The organism is Pseudoalteromonas sp. CF6-2 (genome assembly GCF_021729425.1).
GTDB classification, from domain to species: Bacteria; Pseudomonadota; Gammaproteobacteria; order Enterobacterales; family Alteromonadaceae; genus Pseudoalteromonas; species Pseudoalteromonas arabiensis.
This window is the reverse complement of the sequence record NZ_CP091442.1, coordinates 1,385,356-1,410,044: the sequence shown is the minus strand read 5'-3', so window position 1 is coordinate 1,410,044 and position 24,689 is coordinate 1,385,356. Positions and strand designations below refer to the sequence as shown.

Genomic DNA, 24,689 nt, shown 5'->3' with positions numbered 1-24,689 from the left:
TTTCCACGGCTAAAGTTAGAGGGATAGCGTAAACTATGAGTAAATAACCTCGCTTATTTACTCAAGCGCATATTCAGGTGACTAGTTTACACCAGTTAAGGTTTTTTTTAAAAATAACTTTGTGGATATATAAATAGTAGGTTAAGTTAATAAATTAACAGCTAATTTGAGTCAGTTTTCTTTTTATGTCTAACAGGTTAGATACCGCTTTTGCACTTGAGGTCAAAACAGACCAACTACGTATAATAAATCAGTTTTCATCCTCATTGATGCAGCTTGATACACTTGAAGAATTACTGGATTACGTAACATCTCAGGTTGTAAAACGTCTTGGCTTTATTGAGTGTGTTATCTATTTAGCTGATGATGAAACACGTACATTAAAAGAAGTTGCTTCAATGGGAACAGCAAGTTCTTCAGATACCTACCACATAGACAGAACTGAAATCGATTTTGATCAAGGGATCACCGGTTATGTCGCATCGTCAGGACTCCCTCTAATGGTTGGCGATGTCACTCAAGATAGTCGTTATATAGCGGATGCCCGCCCTGCTCTTTCTGAGTTATGTGTGCCCCTTGTTTATAAAGAAAAGGTCTTAGGGGTGATTGATTGCGAGCACCCACAAAAACATTACTATACAGATGCACATTTAGAGGTGCTCTCAACTGTTGCTCATTTACTGAGTGCAAAAATAAATCAAGTTCGCACCGTTGAAAATTTACAACAAACAGTAAAACAGCTAAATGATGCTCAAAAGCTTGAAAATAGTATGTTGCAAATTGCAAATTTAACCTATCAATCAAGCGAGCTAGACAGCTTTTTTGAATCGCTCCACTGTATTATTACCTCTTTACTGCGAGCTGATAACTTCTTTATTGGCCTGTATGACAAACAACTAGATGTACTTGATTTAGTCTATATTATTGAAGAAGGTGTTCGTTCAAACGCACATAAAAAGATTTCCAAAGAATTACTCAAGGACACCGCCTCGTATTACCTTTTAACAACAGACCAGTCTCTGTTATTTAATAAAGAAGAATTTGCAAAGCATATAAAGGCAGGCCATTTTAAAATGGTCGGCAGACAAGCAGAATCTTGGCTCGGTGTGCCTTTTAAGGTTAATGAGCGTATCAGTGGCGTAATTGCAGTTCAAAGCTATAGTGAATATTACCATTACAGTGAACATGATCGTGCTCTTCTGACTTATGTAAGCCGACAAATAAGTATGGCAATTGACCGTCAACTTTCGCGCCAAGAACTGGAACATAAAGCGCTGCACGACGAGCTCACAGGCTTGGCAAACCGCTCATTACTTATCGAACGAGTTAAACACGGGATCTTACGCTTGGCTCGTTCTGATGAACAAAGTCAACATGCCCTACTTTATTTAGACTTCGATCGCTTTAAGAGTATTAACGATTCGCTCGGTCATGAGGTTGGCGATCATTTTTTAGTCAAAATTTGTGAGCTAATACAAGGAACAATTAGAAATACAGATACATTCGCACGCTTGGGTGGTGACGAATTTGCTATTTTTATGGAAAACATCACTGACAAACAACAAATTGATGATGCACTTGCACGTATCCAACTGGCACTTGCAGAGCCTCTCAATATCGATGGTCACCTATTGCAAGCTTCAACGAGTATCGGTGTTGCATTTTGTACAAGTGAAAAAGACAAGGCTTATAAGTTACTGCAACATGCTGATGCAGCTATGTACGAAGCAAAATCTTCAGGTCGCGGACAAGTCAAATTTTTCAATAACACAATGCGCAAAAAATTAAAGTCACATGCAGATATTGAAAATGACTTACAACATGGCATTGAGCATAACGACTTTGAACTTTACTACCAGCCTATTTTTACTATTCAAAGTAATGAAGTTGTTGGTTTTGAAGCGCTTGTTAGATGGCATCACCCTAGCAAAGGTTTAGTGGCCCCCAATGATTTTATTCCGATCGCTGAGGACACAGGGCAGATTATTAATCTTGATTTGCACTTATTAGAACTTGCCGCAAAGCAGATATTCGCTTGGCATAAACAAGGAACACCTTTTTTACGTGTCACTGTCAATGTGTCATCTAGGCATTTTGCAAGCCTCGACTTTGTGAGTCAGATACATGACTTATATAAAAAGTATCAATTACCACTGGGCTCTTTATGTTTAGAAATAACAGAATCAGGCTTAATTGGTAACCTAGAGTTGGCAACAAAAATAATAGAAGGCCTTGCTCCGCTTGAAGTCAAACTATGTTTAGATGATTTTGGTACAGGTTACTCTGCACTTGGTTATTTACATCAACTGCCCATTCATATTTTAAAAATTGATAAAAGCTTTATTGATCATTTAAGGAAAGAGCATAACCCACTTGTTGACGCTATTCTTTCATTAGCCCAATCATTAAAACTGGATGTAGTGGCGGAGGGAATTGAAACAGAGCAACAATTAAACATTTTAAAACAAACACAATGTAAGTTTGGCCAAGGCTTTTTAAAGGCCAAACCTATGCCAGCCAGTGAAGCTGAAAAAATAATTCTAAATGGTCTTTAAAGCCTAAGAGTTACTTAGGCTTAGTATGTTTATGAGGTTAGCCTAACTCTCGGCGTAACTCTTTAGCGGCATTAACCATATTTTGTAATGCTAAGCGTGTTTCTTCCCAACCGCGGGTTTTTAGACCGCAGTCAGGGTTGACCCAGAGCCTCTCTACTGGCACTTTTTTAGCCGCTTTGTGAATTAAGTTCTTAATCCAAGCAATATCGGGGATATTTGGGCTGTGAATATCATACACCCCTGGCCCGATATCATTCGGATAATCAAAATCCTCAAATGCTTTTAATAGCTCCATATTTGAACGAGATGTTTCTATCGTGATGACATCTGCATCCATGTCTGCAATACCCGCTATGACGTCGTTAAACTCCGCATAACACATATGAGTATGAATTTGTGTTTCATCTGCCACTTTCGATGCACAAACACGAAACGCATAAGCAGCCCAGTCCAAGTACGATTGCCAGTCACTTGATTTTAATGGTATACCCTCTCTAAAAGCGGGCTCATCGATTTGAATTATCTTTATACCAGCTTGCTCTAAATCGACAACCTCATCACGAAGCGCTAATGCTATCTGCTTAGCAATGGTAGGTTTATCTAAATCATCACGGATAAATGACCAAAATAGAATAGTCACCGGACCCGTTAGCATGCCTTTCATTTTCTTCGTTGTTAGAGATTGTGCATAGCGCGTCCATTCAACTGTCATAGATTGCTCTCTCGACACATCGCCCCAAATAATCGGGGGTTTTACACAACGCGTTCCATAACTTTGTACCCACCCAAATTGGGTGAATGCAAAGCCTTGCAAAAACTCCGCAAAGTACTCAACCATATCGTTACGCTCTGCCTCACCATGCACCAAAACATCGAGCTGTAACGCCTCTTGCTCTTCAACAGCATAGCGAATTTCTGCTTCCATCTGCTGACGATACTCAGCAGCAGGCAAAACCCCCGCTTTAAATTCTTTACGTGCTTTACGTATCGATTGAGTTTGCGGGAAAGATCCTATCGTGGTGGTCGGTAGTAAAGGTAGCCCAAGTGCGCTTTGCTGTTTGGCTATTCGAACGGAGAATGGACTAGACCGTTTAGCATCTTTGTTAGTTAGTGTACTCAGACGGTTTTGCACATCTTGATTATTAACTCTCGCTGATATTAAACGTTTCTTAACTGGCTCACTGTAATCATACAGCAACTGTGTTTGCCCTGTGTTAAGCGCATTACGCAATAGTTGTAACTCTTCGCCTTTTTGTTTGGCAAAAGCAAGCCACGATTTTATTTCCCCCTCTAATTGCTGCTCTTGGTCTAAATCGACAGGTGTATGAAGCAACGAACAAGATGGCGCAAGCCACAGGTTATCGCCTCTTTTTTTAGCTAACGCGTGCAATACAGAATACTTTTGCGTTAAATCACTGCGCCATATATTACGACCGTCAATAATACCCAGTGAAAGTACCTGTTGCTGTGTGATTAAGGTATCAAGCTTTGATATATCGACATTTCCTGCAACACAATCAAAATGCACACCGTCTACAGGGTAATTAGCTATATCGGCAACATAATCATTTACTGAGTCAAAATAACTGGCAAGTAGTAACTTCACACCTTGTCCTGAGAGCGTCGCAAAACTTGTTTTAAGTGCTTTTTGCTGGCCAGAGTTTAATTCTAAGGCAAGAACAGGTTCATCTATTTGAACCCACTCAACACCCAGCTTCGCAAGCTTAGCTAATACCTGTTGATAGACAGGTAAAAGCTTTTCTAGTAATGATAACGTATCAAACGGCTTTCCTGCAGGCTTAGCCAAATGTAAATAAGTCACAGGGCCAACCATCACAGGCTTCACCTTGTGGCCTAATTGATGAGCTTCTTGCACATGCTCAAATAGTTCAGTCCAAGTCAGTGCGAATGTTTGATCTTCCGATAACTCAGGAACAATATAGTGATAATTTGTATTAAACCATTTTGTCATCTCACTTGCTGCACATTGACATCCAGTAGGCGCTTGCCCTCTAGCAATTCTAAAAAGTGTATCTAAGTCAACGTTACCTTCCTCACTATAGTGGCGCTTTGGAATTGCTCCCACCAAAAGTGATGTATTCAAAACATGATCATACCAAGCAAAGTCACCTACAGGCAGTAAGTCAATACCGGCATTAGCTTGTAGTGCCCAGTTTTCTTGTCGAATAGACTTACCTCGTTCGAGTAATACTTGCTGGTTTATTTTTCCTGCCCAATAAGATTCTATTGCGAACTTTAACTCACGTTTCTTTCCTATTCGAGGAAAGCCTAAATTATGTAGTTGTGCCATACCCATTCCATTTAGCTGTTTAGATGTCTAAAACATTAGCGATGAGATAAACCTAATTCAACTGATGCTTTCTCAGTTTCAACTTGAGGTAATTTCATGGATTTAAAAAATAATTTAAGTAAAATATAAATGACAACGCTGTCAATTTATTTAGTAAAAGTATATTGTAAATATGAGGTAAAATTCCTCTGAAACTTTAGACGTCTAGACGTTGAAAAAACATAATTGTAGGCGTACTATGTCCATAATCTGAGTTTGACTCACATTTTTCATGAGATTTTTTAAAGATGATCGATATTAAACACTTAAAAACCATAGCAACCCTTAAAGAAACAGGATCTTTGGTCAATACAGCCCGAGAGTTGTTTCTAACGCAATCGGCTTTATCGCATCAAATTAAAGATCTTGAGAATAAATTAGACTGTCAACTTTTCGAGCGTAAAACGCAGCCTGTGCGCTTCACGCCACAAGGTATGCTGTTACTGGAGTTAGCAAACGAAGTTTTACCGCGTGTTGAAGCGACAAAATGCCGTTTAAAAGAAAGCCTTAATCAGCCAATTTCAAACCTGCGCTTAAGTGTCGAATGCCATGCTTGCTTTCACTGGCTATTACCGACTATAAAAGAGTTCAACAACTTTTGGCCAGATATTAAAGTCGATTATGAAAGAGGCTTTAGTTATGACGCTATTCCTGATCTAATCAATGATGAACTGGACTTAGTACTCACCTCTGATATCCGTGAGCCAGACAAATTAGAATACGCACACTTATTTGACTTTAAGTTAAAACTGATTGTTTCACCTGATCATGAACTGGCCAAAAAAGCCTATGTCACCGCACTGGATTTAAAAAACGAAACGATAATTTCTTACCCCATTCCACGTGAACGCCAAGATATCTTTAAACATTTTATCCAAAATGCACGATTCGATGGCACGCTGAAAACGGTTGACCAAGGCTTATTGATTTTCCAGTTGGTGAGTGCTGGTATGGGGGTTGCGGCTTTGCCCGATTGGTTAGTGACCCCTTATGAAAGCCAAGGGCTTATTAAATCGATTCCGTTAGGTGCGTTAGGGTTAACACGCCCGATGTATTTAGCAATGAAAAAAAATATGAAAGATAACCCTGTTTATCGCCACTTTTTAAATACCTGTAAACAAAATAACGGCCGTTAATAAAAGCTCACGTAACTGACATGGTTACATGGGCTTTTATGCTCCCTTGCTGGTTCAGTCCATTGGCCCGTGAAATATGCGCCACTGCTTTGATGCAAAGGCGCAGTAGTCTCCATAGAATCAGACAGGATTATCGATATCAATAAAGGTGACATCAAAACCATGCTGCTCAGCTAATAACTCACCCAGAGCTTTAATGCCATAGCGCTCTGTCGCATGGTGACCTGCTGCAAAAAAATCGATACCTTGTTCACGTGAGCTGTGAATCGTTTGTTCAGATGCTTCACCTGTCAAATAAGCATCAATATCCTGCGAGGCAGCTAAATCAATATACCCTTGCCCACCACCAGTACACCAAGCAATAGTGTCAATTTTCTCTTCTCTAACTAAGCTTGTTAACGGTGCGCGATTGAGTACTTGGGCAATTTTGTCGGCAAATTCTTCACCCGTTAATGGTGTTTTTAAACGCCCTTTTACCGGCACACTATTAGGACCGGATTCAAGCCCAGCAGTAAACTCAATATCGAGTAACTTTGCCAATTGCGCGTTATTACCAATGTCGGGGTGTATATCTAGCGGCAAATGATAGCCATATAAATTAATATCATTCTTTAAAAGCGCTGCAATACGGCGTTTTTTCATACCCGTAATTGACTGCGACTCCCCTTTCCAAAAGTAGCCGTGATGTACCAAAATTGTATCTGCATTTTCGGCTATCGCTGCATCAATCAATGCTTGGCTTGCTGTTACACCCGTTACTATTTTTTTTACCTCGCTCGCGCCTTCAACTTGTAAACCGTTGGGGCAGAAATCAGCGATTAATTCAGGCTTAAGAATGTCATTTAGTAATTGAGTAAATTGTTTGCGTTGCATATAAAACCGTTCTCCAACCCTCTATTTTGTGCAAATTTTGGCGGTTATGAGCGAAAAATGAAAGGAAAATCGCAAAAAATTGAAAAGTAAGCTGAAAATAGGTATAAATATATATTCTTAATCTGTGTTTACAACGTATAGGGTCTCTGATGAGCAAACTAGACAAAACAGAAGTGTTAAATGCCTTCGAAGCAGCATACGAAGCAGCGAATGGTAAGAAACCTGAAATTACTACAAAACCTGGTTGGTATAGCATCGATGGTGGCAAAAACTTGCGCCTAGCCGATGTTGCAGCGCTGACTGAAGAGCTTACTTCTGGTAAAACAGCTGAGCCTAAGGCAGAAGAAGCACCAAAAGCCCCAGCGAAAAAAACCAAAACTAAAACCGCTGCGCCAGCTAAAACAGCAAAAAAAGCATCATTCACTGTTGTTAAAGCAAACGATGATGGTTACAAAGCTGAAGAACTTTGGATCGTTAACCTAGCTGAAAAAGACCACGATTGTCGTTTACCACGTGGTGTTGTGTAATTTACTTACACTTAATAATTTTAAAAACCACTACTCGTTAGTGGTTTTTTTATATTCATCCAGCTGAATATTTAATAGCCATTGACTAAAATAACCAAATAGCACAATAAAAATAGTGCCAATCAATACAGGCATTACTAAGAAATCCCAACTTTGCAAAGATTGCATAATCAAAATTGGATTTGCCCCTGCCGCGGGATGTATTGTGTCTGTCAACATCATGAGACTGATTGCCAGCCCTGTGGCGATAGCAATTTCAACAGGCCCTACACCGACATAATTTACAAATACAACGCCAATTAATGCAGTCAAAAGGTGCCCTCCGATGACATTTTTCGCTTTCGCAAGCGGGCTGTGTGGTACACCAAATACCAACACCGCAGTTGCACCAAATGGTGCCATCAACCAAATACCGTAATTTCCTAATTGCTGTAAATAGGCCAACACAAAAATTGCCATACAAGCAATTACACCTGCGATAGCCGCTTTACTCACCTTATTTTCCATAACGCCTCCTAAAAGTAGACCGATTTGTCTACTCGGCAAATGGTAGACAAGTCGGTCTACTTCTGTCAAGCTATCATTAGTCGCCAATTGAGATCTTGTTATGGATAAACGAACACATATTATTTTGACCGCCCTGTCACTTTTTTATCAAAAAGGCATTCATAGTGTGGGAATAAACGAGATTATTAGTGTCGCGGGTGTCGCTAAAAAAACCATGTACCACCATTTCGTAAGTAAAGATGAACTATTACTAGCGTGCCTTAGTGAGCGACATAACAGGTTTTTAAATTGGTTAACGCAAGCCACCAGCAAGCAAACAACTATTGAAGAATTTAAAGTCGCTTTGATCAGCTGCCATGAAGCGTGGTTTAATTCTAAAGTGACTGAATTAGGTGATTTTAATGGCTGTTTATTTATTAACACTGCAGCCGAATTTGCTGATCCTGCCAACCCAATTAATCAAGCCTGCAAAGAGCATAAAATGGCAGTGCAGCAGTTAATAAAACTGCGCTTATCAGCGTGTAATAACATGGAAAGTTCGCAGCTGGACTCGTACAGCCACTATTTGATGACACTCGTTGAGGGTATGATCTGCCAAGCAAAACTGGTAGGAATTAAACAGTTTCCTCATTTAAAACAATGAATAAACAATAAAAAAGCGGCACTATGGCCGCTTTCAGTTTAGATTTTCGCTATGTTAGATTTTTTCAAAATATAACTTTTCGCGTTTTTTTTCACCCACTTCGTTCATGGTTGCAGCATCAAATAAACGACCATTAATCATGGTGTAATCGATTTTATCTGTATCACGAATATTCGTTAGCGGGTTACCGTCAATAACGATTAAATCGGCAAGCTTACCCGCCTCAAGTGAACCGATATTTTTATCAAGGCCAATGTATTTAGCAGGATCTAAGGTTGCTGCACGAATTGCTTCAAGTGGTGTCATACCACCTTGCGCAAACATCCAAATTTCCCAATGTGCGGCTAAACCTTCACGTTGACCATGAGCACCTAGGTTCACTAAAACACCTAAGTCTTGCAGCTCTTTGGCAACACGGGCATTGTTAAAGTGATTATAGTGATGATCGGGCGCCTTAACACGACGCATTGAGCGAGGTAAAAGCTGATTCTTTGGCACAAACTTACTTAAGCGTGGGTGATTCCACACATCGGTCTTATCGTACCAATAATTTTCACCCCAAATACCACCGTATGCGACACCCAGTGTCGGTGTGTAACCTACATCACTTTGTGACCAAAGCTGGCGAATATCATCATAGATATTGGCAACAGGAATTGAGTGTTCAATACCCGTATGACCATCAACCACCATGGTTAAGTTGTGCTGCAGTAGTGAACCGCCCTCTGGCACAACCATCATTTCAAGTTCACGACCTGCCTCAATCACTTGCTGGCGCTGTTCACGGCGTGGTTGGTTATAGGATTTAACACTAAACGCGCCCACTTTCTTTAAGCGCTCAAGGTGGAATTTGGCATCTTCTAACGAATCAATATGCGACGTGTAACCTGGCATATTCGCACCATATAAAATGGTACCCGTGGAGAAAATACGAGGGCCGACAATCATGCCTGCTTTTTGCATTTCGCTTGCAGCAAAAATCTCAGTGGTGTCGTTTGATGGATCGTGAATCGTTGTTACACCTAACGCTAAACCTGCTAAGTTCTTCCAGTTTTGCTGTGGAATGATCTCATCGCTACCTTGCGAGCCATGCGCATGCGCATCAACAATCCCTGGCATAATCGTCTTGCCGGTTACATCAATTACCTCAGCACCTTTAGGAATAGCAACACTGTCTTTACTGCCAACCGCTTTAATATGCTTACCATCAGTTACAATAACGCCGTTTTCAATAACCTGCTCACCGTTCATGGTGATAATGCGCGCGCCAGTGAACGCAAAGACTGAGTTAGGCTCCGCCATGGTTTTTGTAAAACCGATGTTGTCGCCGCTTTTAACTTTAAAATCAGTCTCTGCATTTTGGTTAATATCAAATAAACCCGCTAGACTTGCATGATATAACTCAGGGCCTAAGCTCCAATAAAGTTTATCGCTTGTGCCACTCCAGCTGATGTTCTCACCCGCGCGAACAGAAAGCTGCTCAATTGGGAATTGGCTATCTTTCGGGCCAATATTAATGGTTTTGCCGCGCTCAACAAATGGCGTAACAAATACTTTAAAACGCTCTGCAAACGCTAAGTATTGACCATTCGGTGATACTCTAAACTCTGTTGCATGCTCTGATTCATAAAGTTTACGAACTTGCTTTGATTCAAGTTCAACAACACTTAATGTTGGCTTTGGCCAAGGACTCATCACATATATACGGTCGTTCGCTGCACCAAATTGCGGCTGATAACCTGATTTAGTGATAAGTGTTGAATCACCGCCTTTAGCACTTACTGAGTAAATACCAGGCTCTAATGACCATGTCGGGTTAAGGATACTGCCGCCAGACGCTTTACGATAAACAACCGTTTTACCATCTGGGCTAAATGTTGGCTCTACATATTTACCTGGTTCTTTAGTAATCGTATCGCCACGGCCACTGCGCGCAGATACAACACGGATTGAGCCCTGTTCGTTATCATCCCATGTGGTGTAAACAATCTTCTTACCATCACGTGAGAACTGCGGAAATAATTCAAAGTGATCGTCTTGCTTAGTCAAGCGCTTCACTTTGCCAGACTCTAAATCACGTTTATAAATATGACCTAGCGCTTCAAAAATAGCCGTTTCACCATCCGGTGAGATTTGTACATTGCGCAGCATTTTCACATCAAAATTGTCGCTATCAATATTTTGTGTAAAGCGCACGGCTTTTTGAATTTGCTTATTAGTTTCAACTTTAAATGGAATAGCCGAGACAGACTTATCATCAACATCTAGTTTATGGATTGACCCACCCGCCCAAAAGACCAGTTGTTCGTTATCTGGTGTCCAAGCAATTGTTGGGTATACGCCATGAATAGCCCATGTCTCTTGCATATCACGCTCAAGCTCACCATAAAGCTTTGTATGCTCACCGGTGTGCAGATCATATAAATACAAGCTAGTTTGGAAGTCATCACGCTTGATATACGCAAGCTTTTTACCATCTGGTGAAGGTGTAGGTCGAATAGCCCCGCCCATACCATCAATAATTGTTTCAATCTCACCGGTTTCACGGTCATAGCGTTTAATTTTATAAATACCCGCTACAGAGTCTTTAGAGTAATGGAATGTTTTACCCGGCGTTGCATCATGCGAGAAATACACATAACGACCATCCGGTGAGAACATTGGTTCACCTAAGTCTTTTTGGTCATTTTCGCGTGCAGTTAGCTGTACACCTTTACCACCCGCTTTGTGGTAAAGCCATACTTCACCAGCCCCTAAAGAGCGGCTTGCAGTAAAATGCTTACGCGCAACTAAGTAGTCACCATCAGGGCTCCAAGCAGGGCTATTTAACAAACGAAATGTTTCGTTCGTTACTGCTTTCTGGTTTTCACCGTTTAAATCCATAACCCATATGTTATCGCCACCACCTTGGTCTGAAGTAAACGCAATGTGCTTACCATCAGGGCTAAAGCGTGGTTGCATTTGCCATGCAATATCACTGGTTAATTGCGTTGCAGTACCACCCGACATTGGCATGGTATAAATATCGCCAAGTAGGTCAAACACCAGAGTTTTACCATCAGGGCTAATATCCACATTCATCCACGTGCCCTGCTCAACACTAATTTTAGCGTCTAGGAATTGGCCTTTTGGTGCGTCCACCTGCCATTTGTCATCATTTGATTGCTCTGCCGCCACTACTTGCCCAGTTAGAGCAAGTGAAATCGATACAGCTAGGGCTGTATGAAGCATTTTCTTCATTGAAATCTCACTTTTTATTGTTTTTGCACACTTTTAAGATTGCACCAAATAGCATAGCAAGATTCCAGTGATTCGTGTTAAACAGACGTAAATAGTCGACTAATGCCACGCAATGGGATCAAACTGATAATAGCCAACTAGCAAGTGATAAATTTCAGGATCAAATTGTCTCAGTTCAGCGGGTTTTTCTAAAAAGGTTTCGGTGATGACAGCAAAAAACTCAGCTTCATTGGTCGCGCCATAACTATGAATAACATGTGGCATACCGTAAGCTAAATGGGTTTTGAGTTGATTAAACGCGCGACTAAATACTTTTGCCCATTTTTGGTAATCTTCATTACTGGCAAGCAGCGGTGTACCTGTGGTTTTACCCGTTTCTTGGTCTAGTTGATGGGCAAATTCATGAAACACTAAATTATGACCATCGCTTGGCAGGCGATTCCCCTCTAGTACATCATGCCAGCTAAGCACTAATGTACCTCCAGGCCATGACTCTCCTTGACGAACAGCGTTGTGATAACTTACTAAACCTGCACCATCTCGCGAAGTCTCGGGCGCATAATAAGCACTAGGGTACAATAAAACTTCTCTTACATTACGGTACAAAGGCCAGGGTTTATTGAGCACTAACAAACACGCATCAGCAGCAACTATCAGCTTCATAGATTCGTTAAGTTTTAAGCCATCACAACCAATAAAACGTTTTTCATTTAAAAACCAAACGATATGTCGTTCCAGCTTTTCACGATCGGCGTCGGTCATTCTTTGGTAGATGGGCATGTACTTTAGCAACAAATTCTTTTGCTGTGAGTTAAGAGCAAAACGATGGTATTTTTTTTGCCAAAAATGATTTCTAATATCATCCCAGCGCCAATAACACACAATAAAAATAACTAAGGAAAGTAACAAAAATAGGTTAAGCATTACCATCGCCTAAAAAACGGTCTTAGTAGTTAAATGTGTGCAAACAAGAAAAGATCAATACTTGATAAATTAATTGAACATTAAAAGCCGTGTTAAACACGGCTTTTACCATCATTAACGGTATAAGGGTTGCCAAGCACAGGTTCTACGTCCATTGCGCTCAAAATAAAAGTTATTACAATTTGAATCATAGTTACTATTACCAACATCAATACGGTAATTACTGATATAACGGTTATGTAATGAAACTTGCTGACCATTTTGTAATAAAGTGAAGTGTACGTGTGGACCAGACGATTGTCCGCCTTCGCACAGTGCTTGGTTATAACTATTCGCATAACGACCTAGCAACGTTCCTGGCTGCACAGTGTCACCATTATTGTATTGTAAGTTAGACATGTGGTAATAATTAGTTGCAAAGCCACTTGAGTGCGTTACCCGTATATTACATGACGAAAAACGAGTGATGACCCCACCATGTGCGGCTTGAACCCAAGGCGTATTGCTTCCCCATCCACCAGAACCATTGTTAAAGTCTAATGAAGAATAAGGATAACCTGAGCCAGTGTTTGAATGCGCTCCACCACTATACCAATAATACCCTTGAGACCAAGGTAAGTTCATAGTAAATGTGGCTTGAACCGACTGCTCTTCCCCTGAGAAAGTGACTTGGTCTGTGTTCAAGATAAGAGACTGTTCGGGTGATAGTTGCTCGAATATATCTAAGAAGCGAGTTAAAGAATCATTTGCCTGACCATGCAGATTGTGCTGCTTACTCATCATGCTGGCAAGCGCAGCTGTAGCGGCAGTACTCACTTGTGAAGGCCTAATTAAATGCTTTATGGAGTTTGAGTTTTTATCATGCTTTACGGCTTGCTCTTGCCAGTGTTTAAAGGCATAGAAACGTTGACTTAATTTAAATACAACGTCTTTAACCTGCTCCTCAAATCCTTGCTTGTCAGAGATATTTTTAAACACGCTTTCTAATTCAACCGAAGGATCAGAGAGTCCCTCACTTTGCTGTTCAATCAGTGCCAAAATCACTTTTGGGTTAATACTATAATAGCCAGCCCAGTGTAGTATAAAAGCTTGTTTACTTTGAAGTTCAGGGGCATACGACGCGAAGTAGTTATCCCAGTCTTCATTTAATAGGTCATTATTAAATACAAATGTTTGGTCATCCATAATTAATAATGAATTAAGATTCAGTTGTTCTACTGCTTGGTCTGAAAATTCAAACGTTTCATGGTTATGCACACCGGCAAACGCTATAGAAGAAAAACCAAGTCCAGTCGTAACCGCAAGTGTTAGTAAATGTTTATTCATCTTTTTGTTCCCTTTTATAAAACCCCATACGGGGAACAAAAATGTAGATCAAAAGTGAATAAATTGTTAATTTTATATTTTTATGTAAACATTAACGTAAGTAATGTACCTTTAATAACACCACCTTGAAGCCGAAAGCGTGTACAAAAATAAAACATTTTATTTTGTAATCAATAACTGATTGAGGAACTAATTATTCATTGCCGTAAATAACAACCTGATTTCGTCCTGCGGATTTGGCGCAATATAATGCCTTATCAGCTTGTGCTAAAAGCCGATCGTAATCACTTGCACTTTGGCTGTCAGCTAAACCAAAGCTAACCGTAACAGACAAACCACTGGCGATATGCGAGAAATCATAGTTTGCAATCTCAAGGCGAATCACATCACATACTCGTGCCGCCTCTTTTGCTGTTTTTTCTGGGAATAAGAGCGTAAATTCCTCGCCACCCCAGCGAGCAGCTTGACCTATATGGGTACAATTTAAAGTGAGTAAGCGTGCTATTTCACAAATTACTTTATCACCTATTAGATGAGAAAAATTGTCGTTAATTGACTTGAAATGATCAATATCCATGATCGCAATAGAGAAGAATTTATTCTCTTTTCTGAATTTATCAAAACTTTGTGACAAACAAACATCGAAAGCGCGTCGATTAGGCAACTGAGTTAACTGATCATGATTAGCCAAATGTGCAAATGCATCCGCTTGCTTTTTCAAGTCATGCATTTGTTGCTCTACTTTTTCGGTTAACTCTATTTCAATCCGTTTATAGTGGTATAAACGAAATTTATAAATACTGTAAGCTATTAGAATAAAGGCAAAAACGATTAAAAGTTTGAAGCTTGTCTTCTGCCAAAAATAAGGGGCTATTCTAAAGCGTAAAACTTGCTCGTTATCTTGCCAATCGCTGTTGGGATAGCCGGCACGCACTTTAAAGGTATACTCACCTGGCGCTAAATTCGTGTATTCAGTAATAGCCAGGCGCCCTCTATCAACCCACTGTTCATTGTAACCGCTCAGTTGGGTCTGATAGTTAAGTCGCTGAGGCATAATAAAGCTCAGCCCCGCATAATTAAAAGACACCCGAGAAATACCTGGCGACAAGTTAAGCACTTCATTACTTGGTGGCAATGTAACCGCTCTGCCATCCACATCAAAGCTTTCAATGACGGTGGATAATTGACGTGTACTGGCTTCTTTTAGCCGCTCAGGCGTCGCGACAGCAACACCACGGGCGGTAGCAATCCATATTTGCCCATCAGAGTGAAGTGTTGCTGCAGGTGTTGAGCCTCCATTAGCTTGAGCGCTCAGCATGCCATCACCTTCATCATAGAGTTGCATGGACACAGTAAGTGGATTAACGCGGTCAGGCTCATCTAAAAATGCGACTAATTGCGCCTTGTTTACCTGAATAATACCTCTATTACTTGTCAACCAAAGTGAGCCACCTTGCTCAACTATCTGAAATAATTTATCGACAGGTAGCCCTTCTTGACGACCAAATAGTGCCATTGTGTCGTTTAGCATATTATAACGAACCAACCCTCTGTCAGTGGCTAACCACATATCGGTATCGTCTACATAAAAGCCAAACGCATATTCAGTGCTAAAGTATTCTGGAAAAGTGATAGTGGCAAAACGGTCCTCAGACGGTGTATAAATTGACACACCGACTCCGGTACCAATCCATAATCGACCTTGAGTGTCCTCCGCCAAGGCTATAATAAAGTCACCCGCTAAACCATTTTCTGATGTATAAGAATACACTTGCCCATCTTCGCTTAACTTTGTTAAACCACTGGCAGTACCTATCCATAAATTATTTTCAGAATCAAAAAGTAACGAACGAACTTCATTGCTGATTAAACCGTTTTTTCTATTTTTTACAGGGTAAATTTTACTATTAACGACTTTCATTAAGCCGGCTGTATACGTGCCTAACCAAACATCACCTTTTTTATCTTCGGTTAAACTCAACACCGATAAAGGATCACGTTCATAAGCTTGTCTTAAAGTGCTAATTTCACCCTTCTCAATGCGGTTGAGCCCATTACTGCTTCCAACCCATACACTGCCATCGGAGTGGGAAAGAACTGTTCTGACATAATCAGATGCCAACCCCCGACTTTGACTCCAGTTGGTAAATGGCGCTTCTCGTAATCTAAACAGTCCTGCATTAGTACCAACCCAGATACTTTTTTCACGATCTTGCCAAAGAGATAAGATCCGGTTGTTAGGCAATCCATCATCCGCATCTAGGTTCTCGAGCCCTCGCTCACTTAACCTAAAAACACCTTTATTAATGGTGCCAAACCATAAGTCCCCTTTTGCATCTTCAAGCAAACTCGATATTGATTCATTGTTTAAAATATCATTTATGGAAACAAATACATCGTGTTGCTTTTTCCAGGCTCCACTCTCAGTTCCTACAACTAAATCACCTGATTGGGTAAGTAATAAAGTAAAAACGGATGTATCAGGTAAACCTGAATTTGAGCTAACTTTACTGACTTTTTTATTGATAATTTTATATAAGCCATCACTTGTTGCTGCCCAGATAACACCATCATTATCTTGTAATAATCGATACACACTTAGCTTATCTAGTAGCTGTTGTTCAGGCGCTTGTTCAGATGAGCGGTAAAGTATACCTTGCCCCTCTAAAGCGAGCCAAAGCTCTCCACTTTTTGTAATAAGGGCATGATTTACCATTGTTGATGAAGCTGGGAGTGCCTGCCAATGACCTTGCGACCTTTTCGCAATTCCTCCACGAGCACCGACTATGTACAAATCTCCGTTCTCTGTGGCAATCAAACTGCGTAGACCTGAGTCAGGTAAACCTGGAAGTTCTGTGCGGGTAAAAAGTTTAAATTCTCGTCCGTTAAAACGTGCTAAGCCTTCCCACGTTGCCACCCAAATATAACCATCTTTTGTTTGGCTAACACTATTGATACTGTTATGCGGTAGGCCAGAGCGAGTGCTCCATGTTTCAGTGAAGTAATCTGTTAATGACAGCCGTGCCGGTTTGGCTATAAGCCCAAAACTTAAAAATAACAACACACAGCAGATTACCCGCGCCATAAAATAAAACCTTGATATTTATTATCATTATTACTGTGTATAGTTTTGCAGAATAAGCGAAAATTCAACCAACTGAGCAAATACTACCTAAGTGCTAATTTTTACTCAGTTTAGTCACAATTAGCAACAATCATTTACAAAAATCATTAATTTTTTCTTGCAGTAGTTTTACAAAACGTGCGACATGTAAGCCATCCATCAACGCGTGATGCACATCGATTGATAGCGGCATCTTGCCAGTTTGTAAGTCAAACTGACCAAATACAAATTTAGGAATGCCAAGACCATGACCTTCATTCACAGCATGAGAAAAACCAGTAAAATTTAACCACGGTAGCACTGAGATATGGATAAGATCAGGTTGCCCTTCTGTTGCAGCAAATGCATCAGAGAAAAATGGTTTTGCTTTACTTGTTTTACCCACTGCAATGGCATGTTTTGAGAAGTCTTCAATCGAGGCGTGTTTTTCAAAATAACTAAAGCGGAATGTTTCATCCTCAGCCAACTCAACCACGCTACCTCGAACTGATGACAACTGCACAGGTAGAGAATCAACTATACGTTGACGCATTGGCGCATAGTCATGACATGCTTCAAGCGTTAGGTAGACATAGCTGTGAAAGAACGAATACGGCTCTGCTTTGCACTTGTTGTAAAGAGCCGCCATGTCGAGCGACACACACACATTAAAAAAAGGCAGAGAAAATTCTTTAAAGAAAGCGAAATGCTGTTTACGAGGCCAAGTATTAAGATCAATTGGGGTGACTTCACAAGATAGAGTTTTCATTAGGCGTCCTCGAGATTTAAAAACCGAGTGTACCTAGCAAGCATTACTTCGTCACCTTGATGCGATAAATAACAGAGACAAAAAAGGTGCGACTTGCGCACCTTTTTTTAACTATAAATTTAGTCGATTTACTAAATTATAAACCGTTTTCGATGATTTCTAATGCTAGTTCATCGGCAATTAAATGCGTCGATTTTTGCTCTTTTTCAGAGCGAGCAAAGATTTCAGTTAGCGTATCAAAAATACCTTCAACGTGTTTAGTTGATGCTTCTGCACTATAACCTTCTGGCGCAGTTTCGTAGTAAACGTTGATAATACCACCTGCGTTAATTACGTAATCTGGTGCATATAAGATACCTTTTTCACGGATAATTTCTCCGTGACGAGACTCTGCTAATTGGTTATTCGCACAACCTGCAATAATTGTTGCTTTTAAACGCGGGATAGTCGTGTCATTTACCGTTGCGCCTAGTGCACATGGTGCATACACATCAACATCTAAGTCGTAGATTTCATCAATACCCACAGCCGTTGCATTGAAGTCATTTACAACACGCTCAACAGCTTGCTCGTTAATATCTGTTACAAATAACGTTGCACCCGCTTCGTGCAAATGCTTACAAAGACCGTATGCTACTGCACCTAAGCCCTGCACTGCTACTTTGATACCAGCAAGATCTTGATGACCACGTTGGTGTTGTAAAGCGGCTTTAATACCTAAGAACGTACCATAGGCTGTGAATGGTGATGGGTTACCACTTTTGCCTTCAAGGCCTAGTACATAGTTAGTTTCTTTGTTCATGATAGCCACATCATCACAGGTGATGTTTACGTCTTCAGCGGAATAGTAGCTACCACTTAAACGCTCTAATTGGCGACCAAATGCACGGAAAAGCTGCTCTGATTTAATTTCTTTTGCATTACCGATAATTACTGACTTACCGCCACCAAATGGTAAACGTGCCACAGCATTTTTATACGTCATACCTTTTGATAAACGAAGTGCATCTGTTACGGCAGCTTCATCCGTTGCGTAGTCCCACATTCTACAACCACCAACAGCTGGACCTAACTTGGTATTATGAACCGCAATAATCGCCTTAAGGCCTGATTCTTTATCTGAACAAAACACCACTTGCTCGTGGTTATCAAAGTCGACTTTATTAAATACAGCCACAGTTAAATACTCCGAAATTTTCTTACCCCAAAGGGTGTGAGCGCTGAAATTGCCGAGACTCTATCACTTCGAATGCTCCCTTGCCACTAAATGAGATGATAAAACTAAGCAAAGTTCCCACGTTGAAACAATCACTCAAAAAATAACGCTTTAAGGGAAAAATATACCTACCAAAGCAAATATTAAGCATTGTTAATTCAAAATAAACTATTTACATCAGCAACTTTATTACGTGAACGTAAAGGTAAAGTATAGCGTAAAGAAAAAGTGACAAGAAGAATGTAGCAATAAAGCCAAGAAGAATCTGCTTTTTAAAGATATGTTGAGAAAATAACTGAGACTGGTCAGAGCTGAAAAAAAACGGCGCAGGTGCGCCGTTTTTATTAAAAGCGTTGCAAGATGGTTATTTTAATTTGCCATCAAGTTCTTCAATTTTTGCTTTCCAAATAGCAGGGCCTTGCGTGTGCGCATTGGCACCTTCACTATCCACAGCAACCGTTACTGGCATATCTTCTACTTCAAACTCGTAAATTGCTTCCATACCTAAATCTTCGAATGCAACAACACGTGCTTTCTTGATTGCTTTAGATACAAGGTAAGCCGCACCACCTACCGCCATTAAGTAAATAGACTTATTGTTTTTGATTGATTCAACCGTTGCAGGGCCACGCTCAGCTTTACCAATCATACCGATGATGCCTGTGTTTTCTAACATCATATCAGTGAATTTATCCATACGCGTTGCTGTTGTTGGGCCAGCAGGACCTACCGCTTCATCACCCACTGCATCTACAGGGCCAACGTAGTAGATAAACTTGTTATCGAAATCAACGCCTTCAGGTAAACCTTCACCTGATTGGATCATATCTTGTAAACGCTTATGCGCGGCATCACGACCCGTTAAAATAGTACCAGACAGAAGTACAGTTTCACCCATCTTCCATTCTTGTGTGTCTTCTTTAGTCAGTGTGTTTAAGTCAACACGACGTGTACCTTCACCTACTTCGAACGTAACTTCAGGCCAATCTTCTAGTTTCGGTGCTTTAAGATCAGCAGGGCCTGAACCATTTAACGTGAAGTGAACGTGACGTGTTGCTGCACAGTTAGGGATCATTACCACTGGTTTTGATGCTGCGTGAGTCGGTGCCGTTTTGATTTTTACATCAACCACAGTTGTTAAACCACCTAGGCCTTGTGCACCAATACCTAATTTATTAGCGCGTTCGAAAATATCGATACGCATTTTTTCTTCAGTTGTTTCGGCGCCGCGCTCAATAAGCTCGTGAATATCAACCGGATCCATTAATGATTCTTTCGCTAGTACCGCTGCTTTTTCAGCCGTACCACCAATACCTATACCTAGCATGCCAGGTGGACACCAGCCCGCCCCCATCGTTGGTAATGTTTTTTCAACCCATGCAGCCACATCATCAGATGGGTTAAGCATAACCATTTTCGTTTTATTTTCTGAGCCGCCGCCCTTCGCAGCTACCATTACTTCAACTTCAGCGCCTGGCACTAAGTCGATGTGAACAACTGAAGGAGTATTGTCTTTGGTGTTTTTACGCGTACCAGCTGGGTCTGCAACAATTGATGCACGTAGCGGGTTATCTGGGTTTAAGTATGCGCGACGTGTACCTTCATCAACCATTTGCTGAACAGTCATGTCTGTTTTATCCCACTTAACATCCATACCTACTTTCACGAAACAAGTAATGATACCTGTATCTTGGCACAGTGGACGTTTACCTTCAGCAGACATACGAGAGTTAATTAAAATTTGCGCGATGGCATCTTTTGCCGCTTTACTTTGCTCTTTGTTGTAAGCTTTTTCTAGGGCTTGTACGAAATCGAGAGGGTGATAAAAAGAAATGTATTGCAATGCATCTTCAATGCTATCAATGAAGTCTTGCTGACGAATTGTGCTCATTACGGGTTCCTTAAGTTTTTATCACGTAGCGCTGTACGTGATCCTGAGTAAACCGGTGACGAAGATTTACTCTACGGGTTAGTCATGGCATCACTATAAAGGAAATCATAACGCTGCCAATCAAATTTAACTTATGATACCCTCCTCGCCCGTTTCGGGCTAGTTATTCAGGGCAATGTAGATGATAAACGATGAAAATTTGTGCATTAAATTAGAATTAAGCGGTGACTGCATCGCGCTATTTAGTCATTTTGCTCATTTGCCCTATGCTGTATTGCTCGATTCAGCCAATAGCGAGCATATAAATAGCCGCTTCGATATCATTGCCATCGCGCCATTAAGGCAATTAGAGGTGCGCGAAAATACATGCTTTGTCGACGGCAAGGCTCAATCAAGTGATTGTTTTAGCTTGATGAAATCGGGTCTTGGGGAGTTTAATCACACACCAAGCTCAAATAAGCTTCCATTTACGGGTGGTTGGCTTGGCTATTTTGGCTATGATTTAGGTCGTGTGATTGAAACCATGCCAAATAATGCCGAAAACGACATTAATATGCCGCAAATGGCTGTCGGCCTTTATCCTGATGCCCTTATTTTCGATAAGCAGCAACAAAGCTGGTTTTACGTCTGTCAGCCAAATCAAAATCGCTTAGCGCTGTACCAACAGCACCTAAACGAAACACCAGCAAGTGCAGAGTTCGCGCTAACAAGCGACTGGCGGTCAAATATGAGTAAAGCCAGCTACAACGAAAAGTTCGAGAAAATTCAAGCTTATTTAAAAAGCGGTGATTGTTATCAAATTAACCTTGCTCAGCGTTTTAAAGCTGAATTTTCAGGTTCAACATGGCAAGCCTATAAACAATTACGAGAAGCGAATAAAGCACCGTTTTCAAGCTATATAAATCACCCAGATGGCGCTATTTTGTCTATCTCACCTGAGCGCTTTATCTCTATAAATCAAGGTCAAATAGAAACCAAGCCCATTAAAGGAACACTCCCTCGTTTGGCTGACCCTGAACAAGACCAAGCACAAGCAACTCGCTTACAACACTCTGAAAAAGACCGTGCAGAAAACGTCATGATTGTTGACCTTTTGCGCAACGATTTAGGCAAAGTTGCTCGCCCAGGTAGTGTGACTGTGCCATCGCTATTTGCCATAGAAAGCTTTCCGGCTGTTCATCATTTAGTAAGTACTGTGCGCGCAGAATTAGCGGATGGCAAAGATGCCGTTGACCAAATTCATGCCGCGTTCCCAGGTGGTTCAATTACTGGCGCACCAAAAATTCGCGCCATGGAAATTATAGAAGAGCTCGAACCACATCGCCGTAGTGTCTATTGTGGCTCAATTGGCTATTTAAGTGCCTGTGGCAACATGGATACCAGTATCACAATTCGCACTTTAGTGTGTCATCAAGGTACAATCTATTGTTGGGCTGGCGGCGGCATTGTGGCTGATTCAAAAGTCGACTTGGAGTACCAAGAAACTTACGATAAAGTAAATAAAATACTGCCTTTATTAAAGTAAAAGTTGAAGTAACAGCCTTGAATAGTCAGCAACTAATTGCCCGTTTTAGTTTAAGTCAAACCACTGAGCGCCCAGCTACCATTCGCTTTAATGCCGAAAAGCGTGCCAGTGCCGTGATGCTGCCTCTGCTCGATGTGAATGACAAAGCGCATTTATTACTATGCAAACGACCAAGTTATTTACTTCATCACCCTGGGGAAATTTGCCTGCCCGGAGGTAAGTATGAGGAGCAAGATGAATCTTTGCTGCACACAGCCCTTCGAGAGCTTAATGAAGAGCTCAGCATTGGCAAACATCAAGTGACTGTCTATGGTAAGTTGCATCAATACGCGACCCTAACCGGTTTCACGATTGAGCCATTTGTTTGTACGCTTAGCGAAGGCACAACATGGCAAGCAGACCCTAACGAAGTTGCTGCCAGTTTTTTGATGCCCTTGTCTTATTTGAGTAATCAACAAAACTGGCAATCCCTACCTTTTGAGCGAGATGGAAAAACTATTACGTTGCAAGGCTTGATGACTCCGCACGGTCTACTGTGGGGGGCAACAGCCAGCATTATTAATAACTTTATCAAACAGCTCGCCCTACCAGTTTAATTATCCTGCTTTTAGGGTTACACAGACACGTTTAAACGTTATCATGTGGCACCGTTCAAAGGCAGGTAGTATGCCGTTAAAAGGAAAATGAGTAGCAAATTATGATCAGTGCATTCGATATGTTTAGTATTGGTATTGGCCCATCGTCATCTCACACTGTTGGCCCAATGCGCGCTTCGCGTTTATTTGTAAACGAATTAGAAGAAAAAAACTTACTTGCAAACGTTACCGATATTAAAGTTGAGCTGTTTGGCTCATTAGGTCAAACAGGAATTGGCCACGGCTCAGGTAAAGCCGTGATCTTAGGTCTTGCCGGTTATGATCCAGAAACCATTGATGCAGATTTAGTCGACGATATCCTCGCGAAAATCGAAAAAGAACAGGTTATTTATTTAAACCAAAGTCATAAAGCTAATTTCCCTAAGCAAGGTGCAATTGTATTCCATCGTCGTAAAACACTACCAAAGCACTCTAATGCAATGGAAATCATTGCTAGCCAAAATGGCGAAAAGTTATTTAGTAAAGTGTATTACTCAATCGGTGGTGGTTTTATCGTCAGTGATGAAGAGTTCGAAAACGAAAAACAAAAAGCACTCGAAATACGCGAAGAAAACCCTGCGCCTTATCCGTTTAATACAGCAAAAGAGCTGCTAGAACTGTGCCGTGAATCAGGCTTTAGTGTATCAACTCTTATGATGCACAACGAGAAAACCCTGCGCAGCGAAAAAGACATCAAAGATGAGCTGTTTAATATTTGGCAAGTAATGAAAGCCTGTATTGAACGTGGTATGCGCACAGAAGGTATTTTACCGGGCGGTTTAAAAGTAAAACGCCGCGCACCAAGCTTACACCTTAAATTAAATATTGAGGTAAACAATGACCCACTACGTGCGATGGACTGGGTTGATTTATTTGCTCTTGCGGTAAACGAAGAGAACGCCGCCGGTGGCCGTGTAGTTACTGCACCGACCAATGGTGCTGCGGGTATTTTACCAGCGGTATTAATGTATTATCACACTTTCATCAAAGAAGTAGACCGTGATATTGCAACACGTTATTTATTAACAGCGGCCGCAATTGGTATTTTATATAAAAAGAATGCGTCAATTTCGGGTGCTGAAGTAGGCTGCCAAGGTGAAGTGGGCGTTGCTTGCTCTATGGCAGCTGGCGCACTAACTGAAATAATGGGTGGTAACGTTGTGCAGGTTGAAAACGCCGCTGAAATCGGTATGGAGCACAATCTAGGTCTAACCTGTGACCCTGTAGGTGGCCTAGTGCAAGTACCGTGTATTGAACGCAATGCGATGGGTTCAATTAAAGCGATTAACGCGTCACGCCTTGCAATGCGTGGTTCTGGTGAGCAAAAAGTGACCCTAGATAAAGTAATAAAAACCATGCTCGACACAGGTAATGATATGAAAACCAAATACAAAGAAACCGCGCGTGGCGGTTTAGCGGTTAATATCATTGAGTGTTAATTTACAATAACGATAAGAAAAGCCGCTAAA

General features: G+C 41.0%; 17 protein-coding genes. 7 read left to right on the top strand and 10 right to left on the bottom strand.

Features of this window, described 5'->3' with window-relative positions:
- Positions 1-185: 185 nt before the first annotated feature.
- Entirely contained in the window at positions 186-2,555 is a 2,370-nt protein-coding gene (locus tag L3Q70_RS06530; protein WP_062570711.1) for an EAL domain-containing protein, read from the top strand.
- 37 nt (positions 2,556-2,592) lie between these two features.
- Here the strand turns inward: L3Q70_RS06530 and metE are convergent, their stop codons facing one another.
- Positions 2,593-4,866, bottom strand: a complete 2,274-nt coding sequence (metE, locus tag L3Q70_RS06525; protein ID WP_237115104.1) for a 5-methyltetrahydropteroyltriglutamate--homocysteine S-methyltransferase — start codon at positions 4,864-4,866, stop codon at positions 2,593-2,595.
- A gap of 287 nt (positions 4,867-5,153) precedes the next feature.
- Between metE and L3Q70_RS06520 the strand changes: the two genes are divergently transcribed.
- Positions 5,154-6,041, top strand: a complete 888-nt coding sequence (locus tag L3Q70_RS06520) for a LysR substrate-binding domain-containing protein (RefSeq protein ID WP_062570709.1) — start codon at positions 5,154-5,156, stop codon at positions 6,039-6,041.
- A gap of 120 nt (positions 6,042-6,161) precedes the next feature.
- Here L3Q70_RS06520 and L3Q70_RS06515 read toward each other — a convergent pair whose 3' ends face one another.
- Positions 6,162-6,914 (bottom strand): Nif3-like dinuclear metal center hexameric protein, encoded by a 753-nt coding sequence (locus tag L3Q70_RS06515; protein ID WP_062570708.1) that lies wholly within the window; start codon positions 6,912-6,914, stop codon positions 6,162-6,164.
- A 149-nt stretch (positions 6,915-7,063) separates the two neighbouring features.
- On the opposite strand from L3Q70_RS06515, the gene L3Q70_RS06510 reads away from it, so the two are divergent.
- Positions 7,064-7,441, top strand: coding sequence for a hypothetical protein (locus L3Q70_RS06510; protein ID WP_062570707.1), 378 nt, complete (start codon positions 7,064-7,066; stop codon positions 7,439-7,441).
- A 30-nt stretch (positions 7,442-7,471) separates the two neighbouring features.
- Here L3Q70_RS06510 and L3Q70_RS06505 read toward each other — a convergent pair whose 3' ends face one another.
- Positions 7,472-7,948 (bottom strand): HPP family protein, encoded by a 477-nt coding sequence (locus L3Q70_RS06505; protein ID WP_062570706.1) that lies wholly within the window; start codon positions 7,946-7,948, stop codon positions 7,472-7,474.
- Between the two features lie 100 nt (positions 7,949-8,048).
- Between L3Q70_RS06505 and L3Q70_RS06500 the strand changes: the two genes are divergently transcribed.
- Positions 8,049-8,591, top strand: coding sequence for a TetR/AcrR family transcriptional regulator (locus L3Q70_RS06500; protein WP_237115103.1), 543 nt, complete (start codon positions 8,049-8,051; stop codon positions 8,589-8,591).
- Positions 8,592-8,645: 54 nt separating this feature from the next.
- Here the strand turns inward: L3Q70_RS06500 and L3Q70_RS06495 are convergent, their stop codons facing one another.
- From L3Q70_RS06495 to L3Q70_RS06465, 7 genes are all read right to left on the bottom strand, one after another.
- Positions 8,646-11,831, bottom strand: a complete 3,186-nt coding sequence (locus L3Q70_RS06495) for an amidohydrolase family protein (protein ID WP_237115102.1) — start codon at positions 11,829-11,831, stop codon at positions 8,646-8,648.
- Between the two features lie 99 nt (positions 11,832-11,930).
- The gene (locus tag L3Q70_RS06490) at positions 11,931-12,755 is read right to left on the bottom strand and encodes a M90 family metallopeptidase (protein ID WP_193988645.1); all 825 of its coding nucleotides are present in this window, start codon (positions 12,753-12,755) and stop codon (positions 11,931-11,933) included.
- Between the two features lie 114 nt (positions 12,756-12,869).
- A complete protein-coding gene (locus L3Q70_RS06485) occupies positions 12,870-14,081 on the bottom strand; it encodes an elastinolytic metalloprotease pseudoalterin (protein ID WP_237115101.1) in 1,212 nt (403 codons plus the stop codon).
- Positions 14,082-14,274: 193 nt separating this feature from the next.
- Positions 14,275-17,166 (bottom strand): ligand-binding sensor domain-containing diguanylate cyclase, encoded by a 2,892-nt coding sequence (locus L3Q70_RS06480; protein WP_237115100.1) that lies wholly within the window; start codon positions 17,164-17,166, stop codon positions 14,275-14,277.
- 130 nt (positions 17,167-17,296) lie between these two features.
- Entirely contained in the window at positions 17,297-17,953 is a 657-nt protein-coding gene (locus L3Q70_RS06475; protein ID WP_237115099.1) for a CatA-like O-acetyltransferase, read from the bottom strand.
- A gap of 136 nt (positions 17,954-18,089) precedes the next feature.
- The gene (locus tag L3Q70_RS06470) at positions 18,090-19,130 is read right to left on the bottom strand and encodes a Glu/Leu/Phe/Val dehydrogenase (protein WP_062570699.1); all 1,041 of its coding nucleotides are present in this window, start codon (positions 19,128-19,130) and stop codon (positions 18,090-18,092) included.
- A gap of 403 nt (positions 19,131-19,533) precedes the next feature.
- Positions 19,534-21,060, bottom strand: a complete 1,527-nt coding sequence (locus L3Q70_RS06465) for a fumarate hydratase (RefSeq protein WP_237115098.1) — start codon at positions 21,058-21,060, stop codon at positions 19,534-19,536.
- A gap of 181 nt (positions 21,061-21,241) precedes the next feature.
- Between L3Q70_RS06465 and pabB the strand changes: the two genes are divergently transcribed.
- The 3 genes from pabB (at position 21,242) to L3Q70_RS06450 (ending at position 24,659) form a co-directional block, all read left to right on the top strand.
- Positions 21,242-22,585: an aminodeoxychorismate synthase component I gene (gene pabB / locus L3Q70_RS06460; RefSeq protein WP_237115097.1), complete on the top strand. Its 1,344-nt coding sequence runs from the start codon at positions 21,242-21,244 to the stop codon at positions 22,583-22,585.
- Positions 22,586-22,602: 17 nt separating this feature from the next.
- Positions 22,603-23,181, top strand: a complete 579-nt coding sequence (locus L3Q70_RS06455) for a CoA pyrophosphatase (protein WP_062570696.1) — start codon at positions 22,603-22,605, stop codon at positions 23,179-23,181.
- 101 nt (positions 23,182-23,282) lie between these two features.
- On the top strand, positions 23,283-24,659 hold the full coding sequence (locus L3Q70_RS06450) for an L-serine ammonia-lyase (protein WP_054551617.1): 1,377 nt from the start codon (positions 23,283-23,285) through the stop codon (positions 24,657-24,659).
- Positions 24,660-24,689 lie beyond the last annotated feature (30 nt).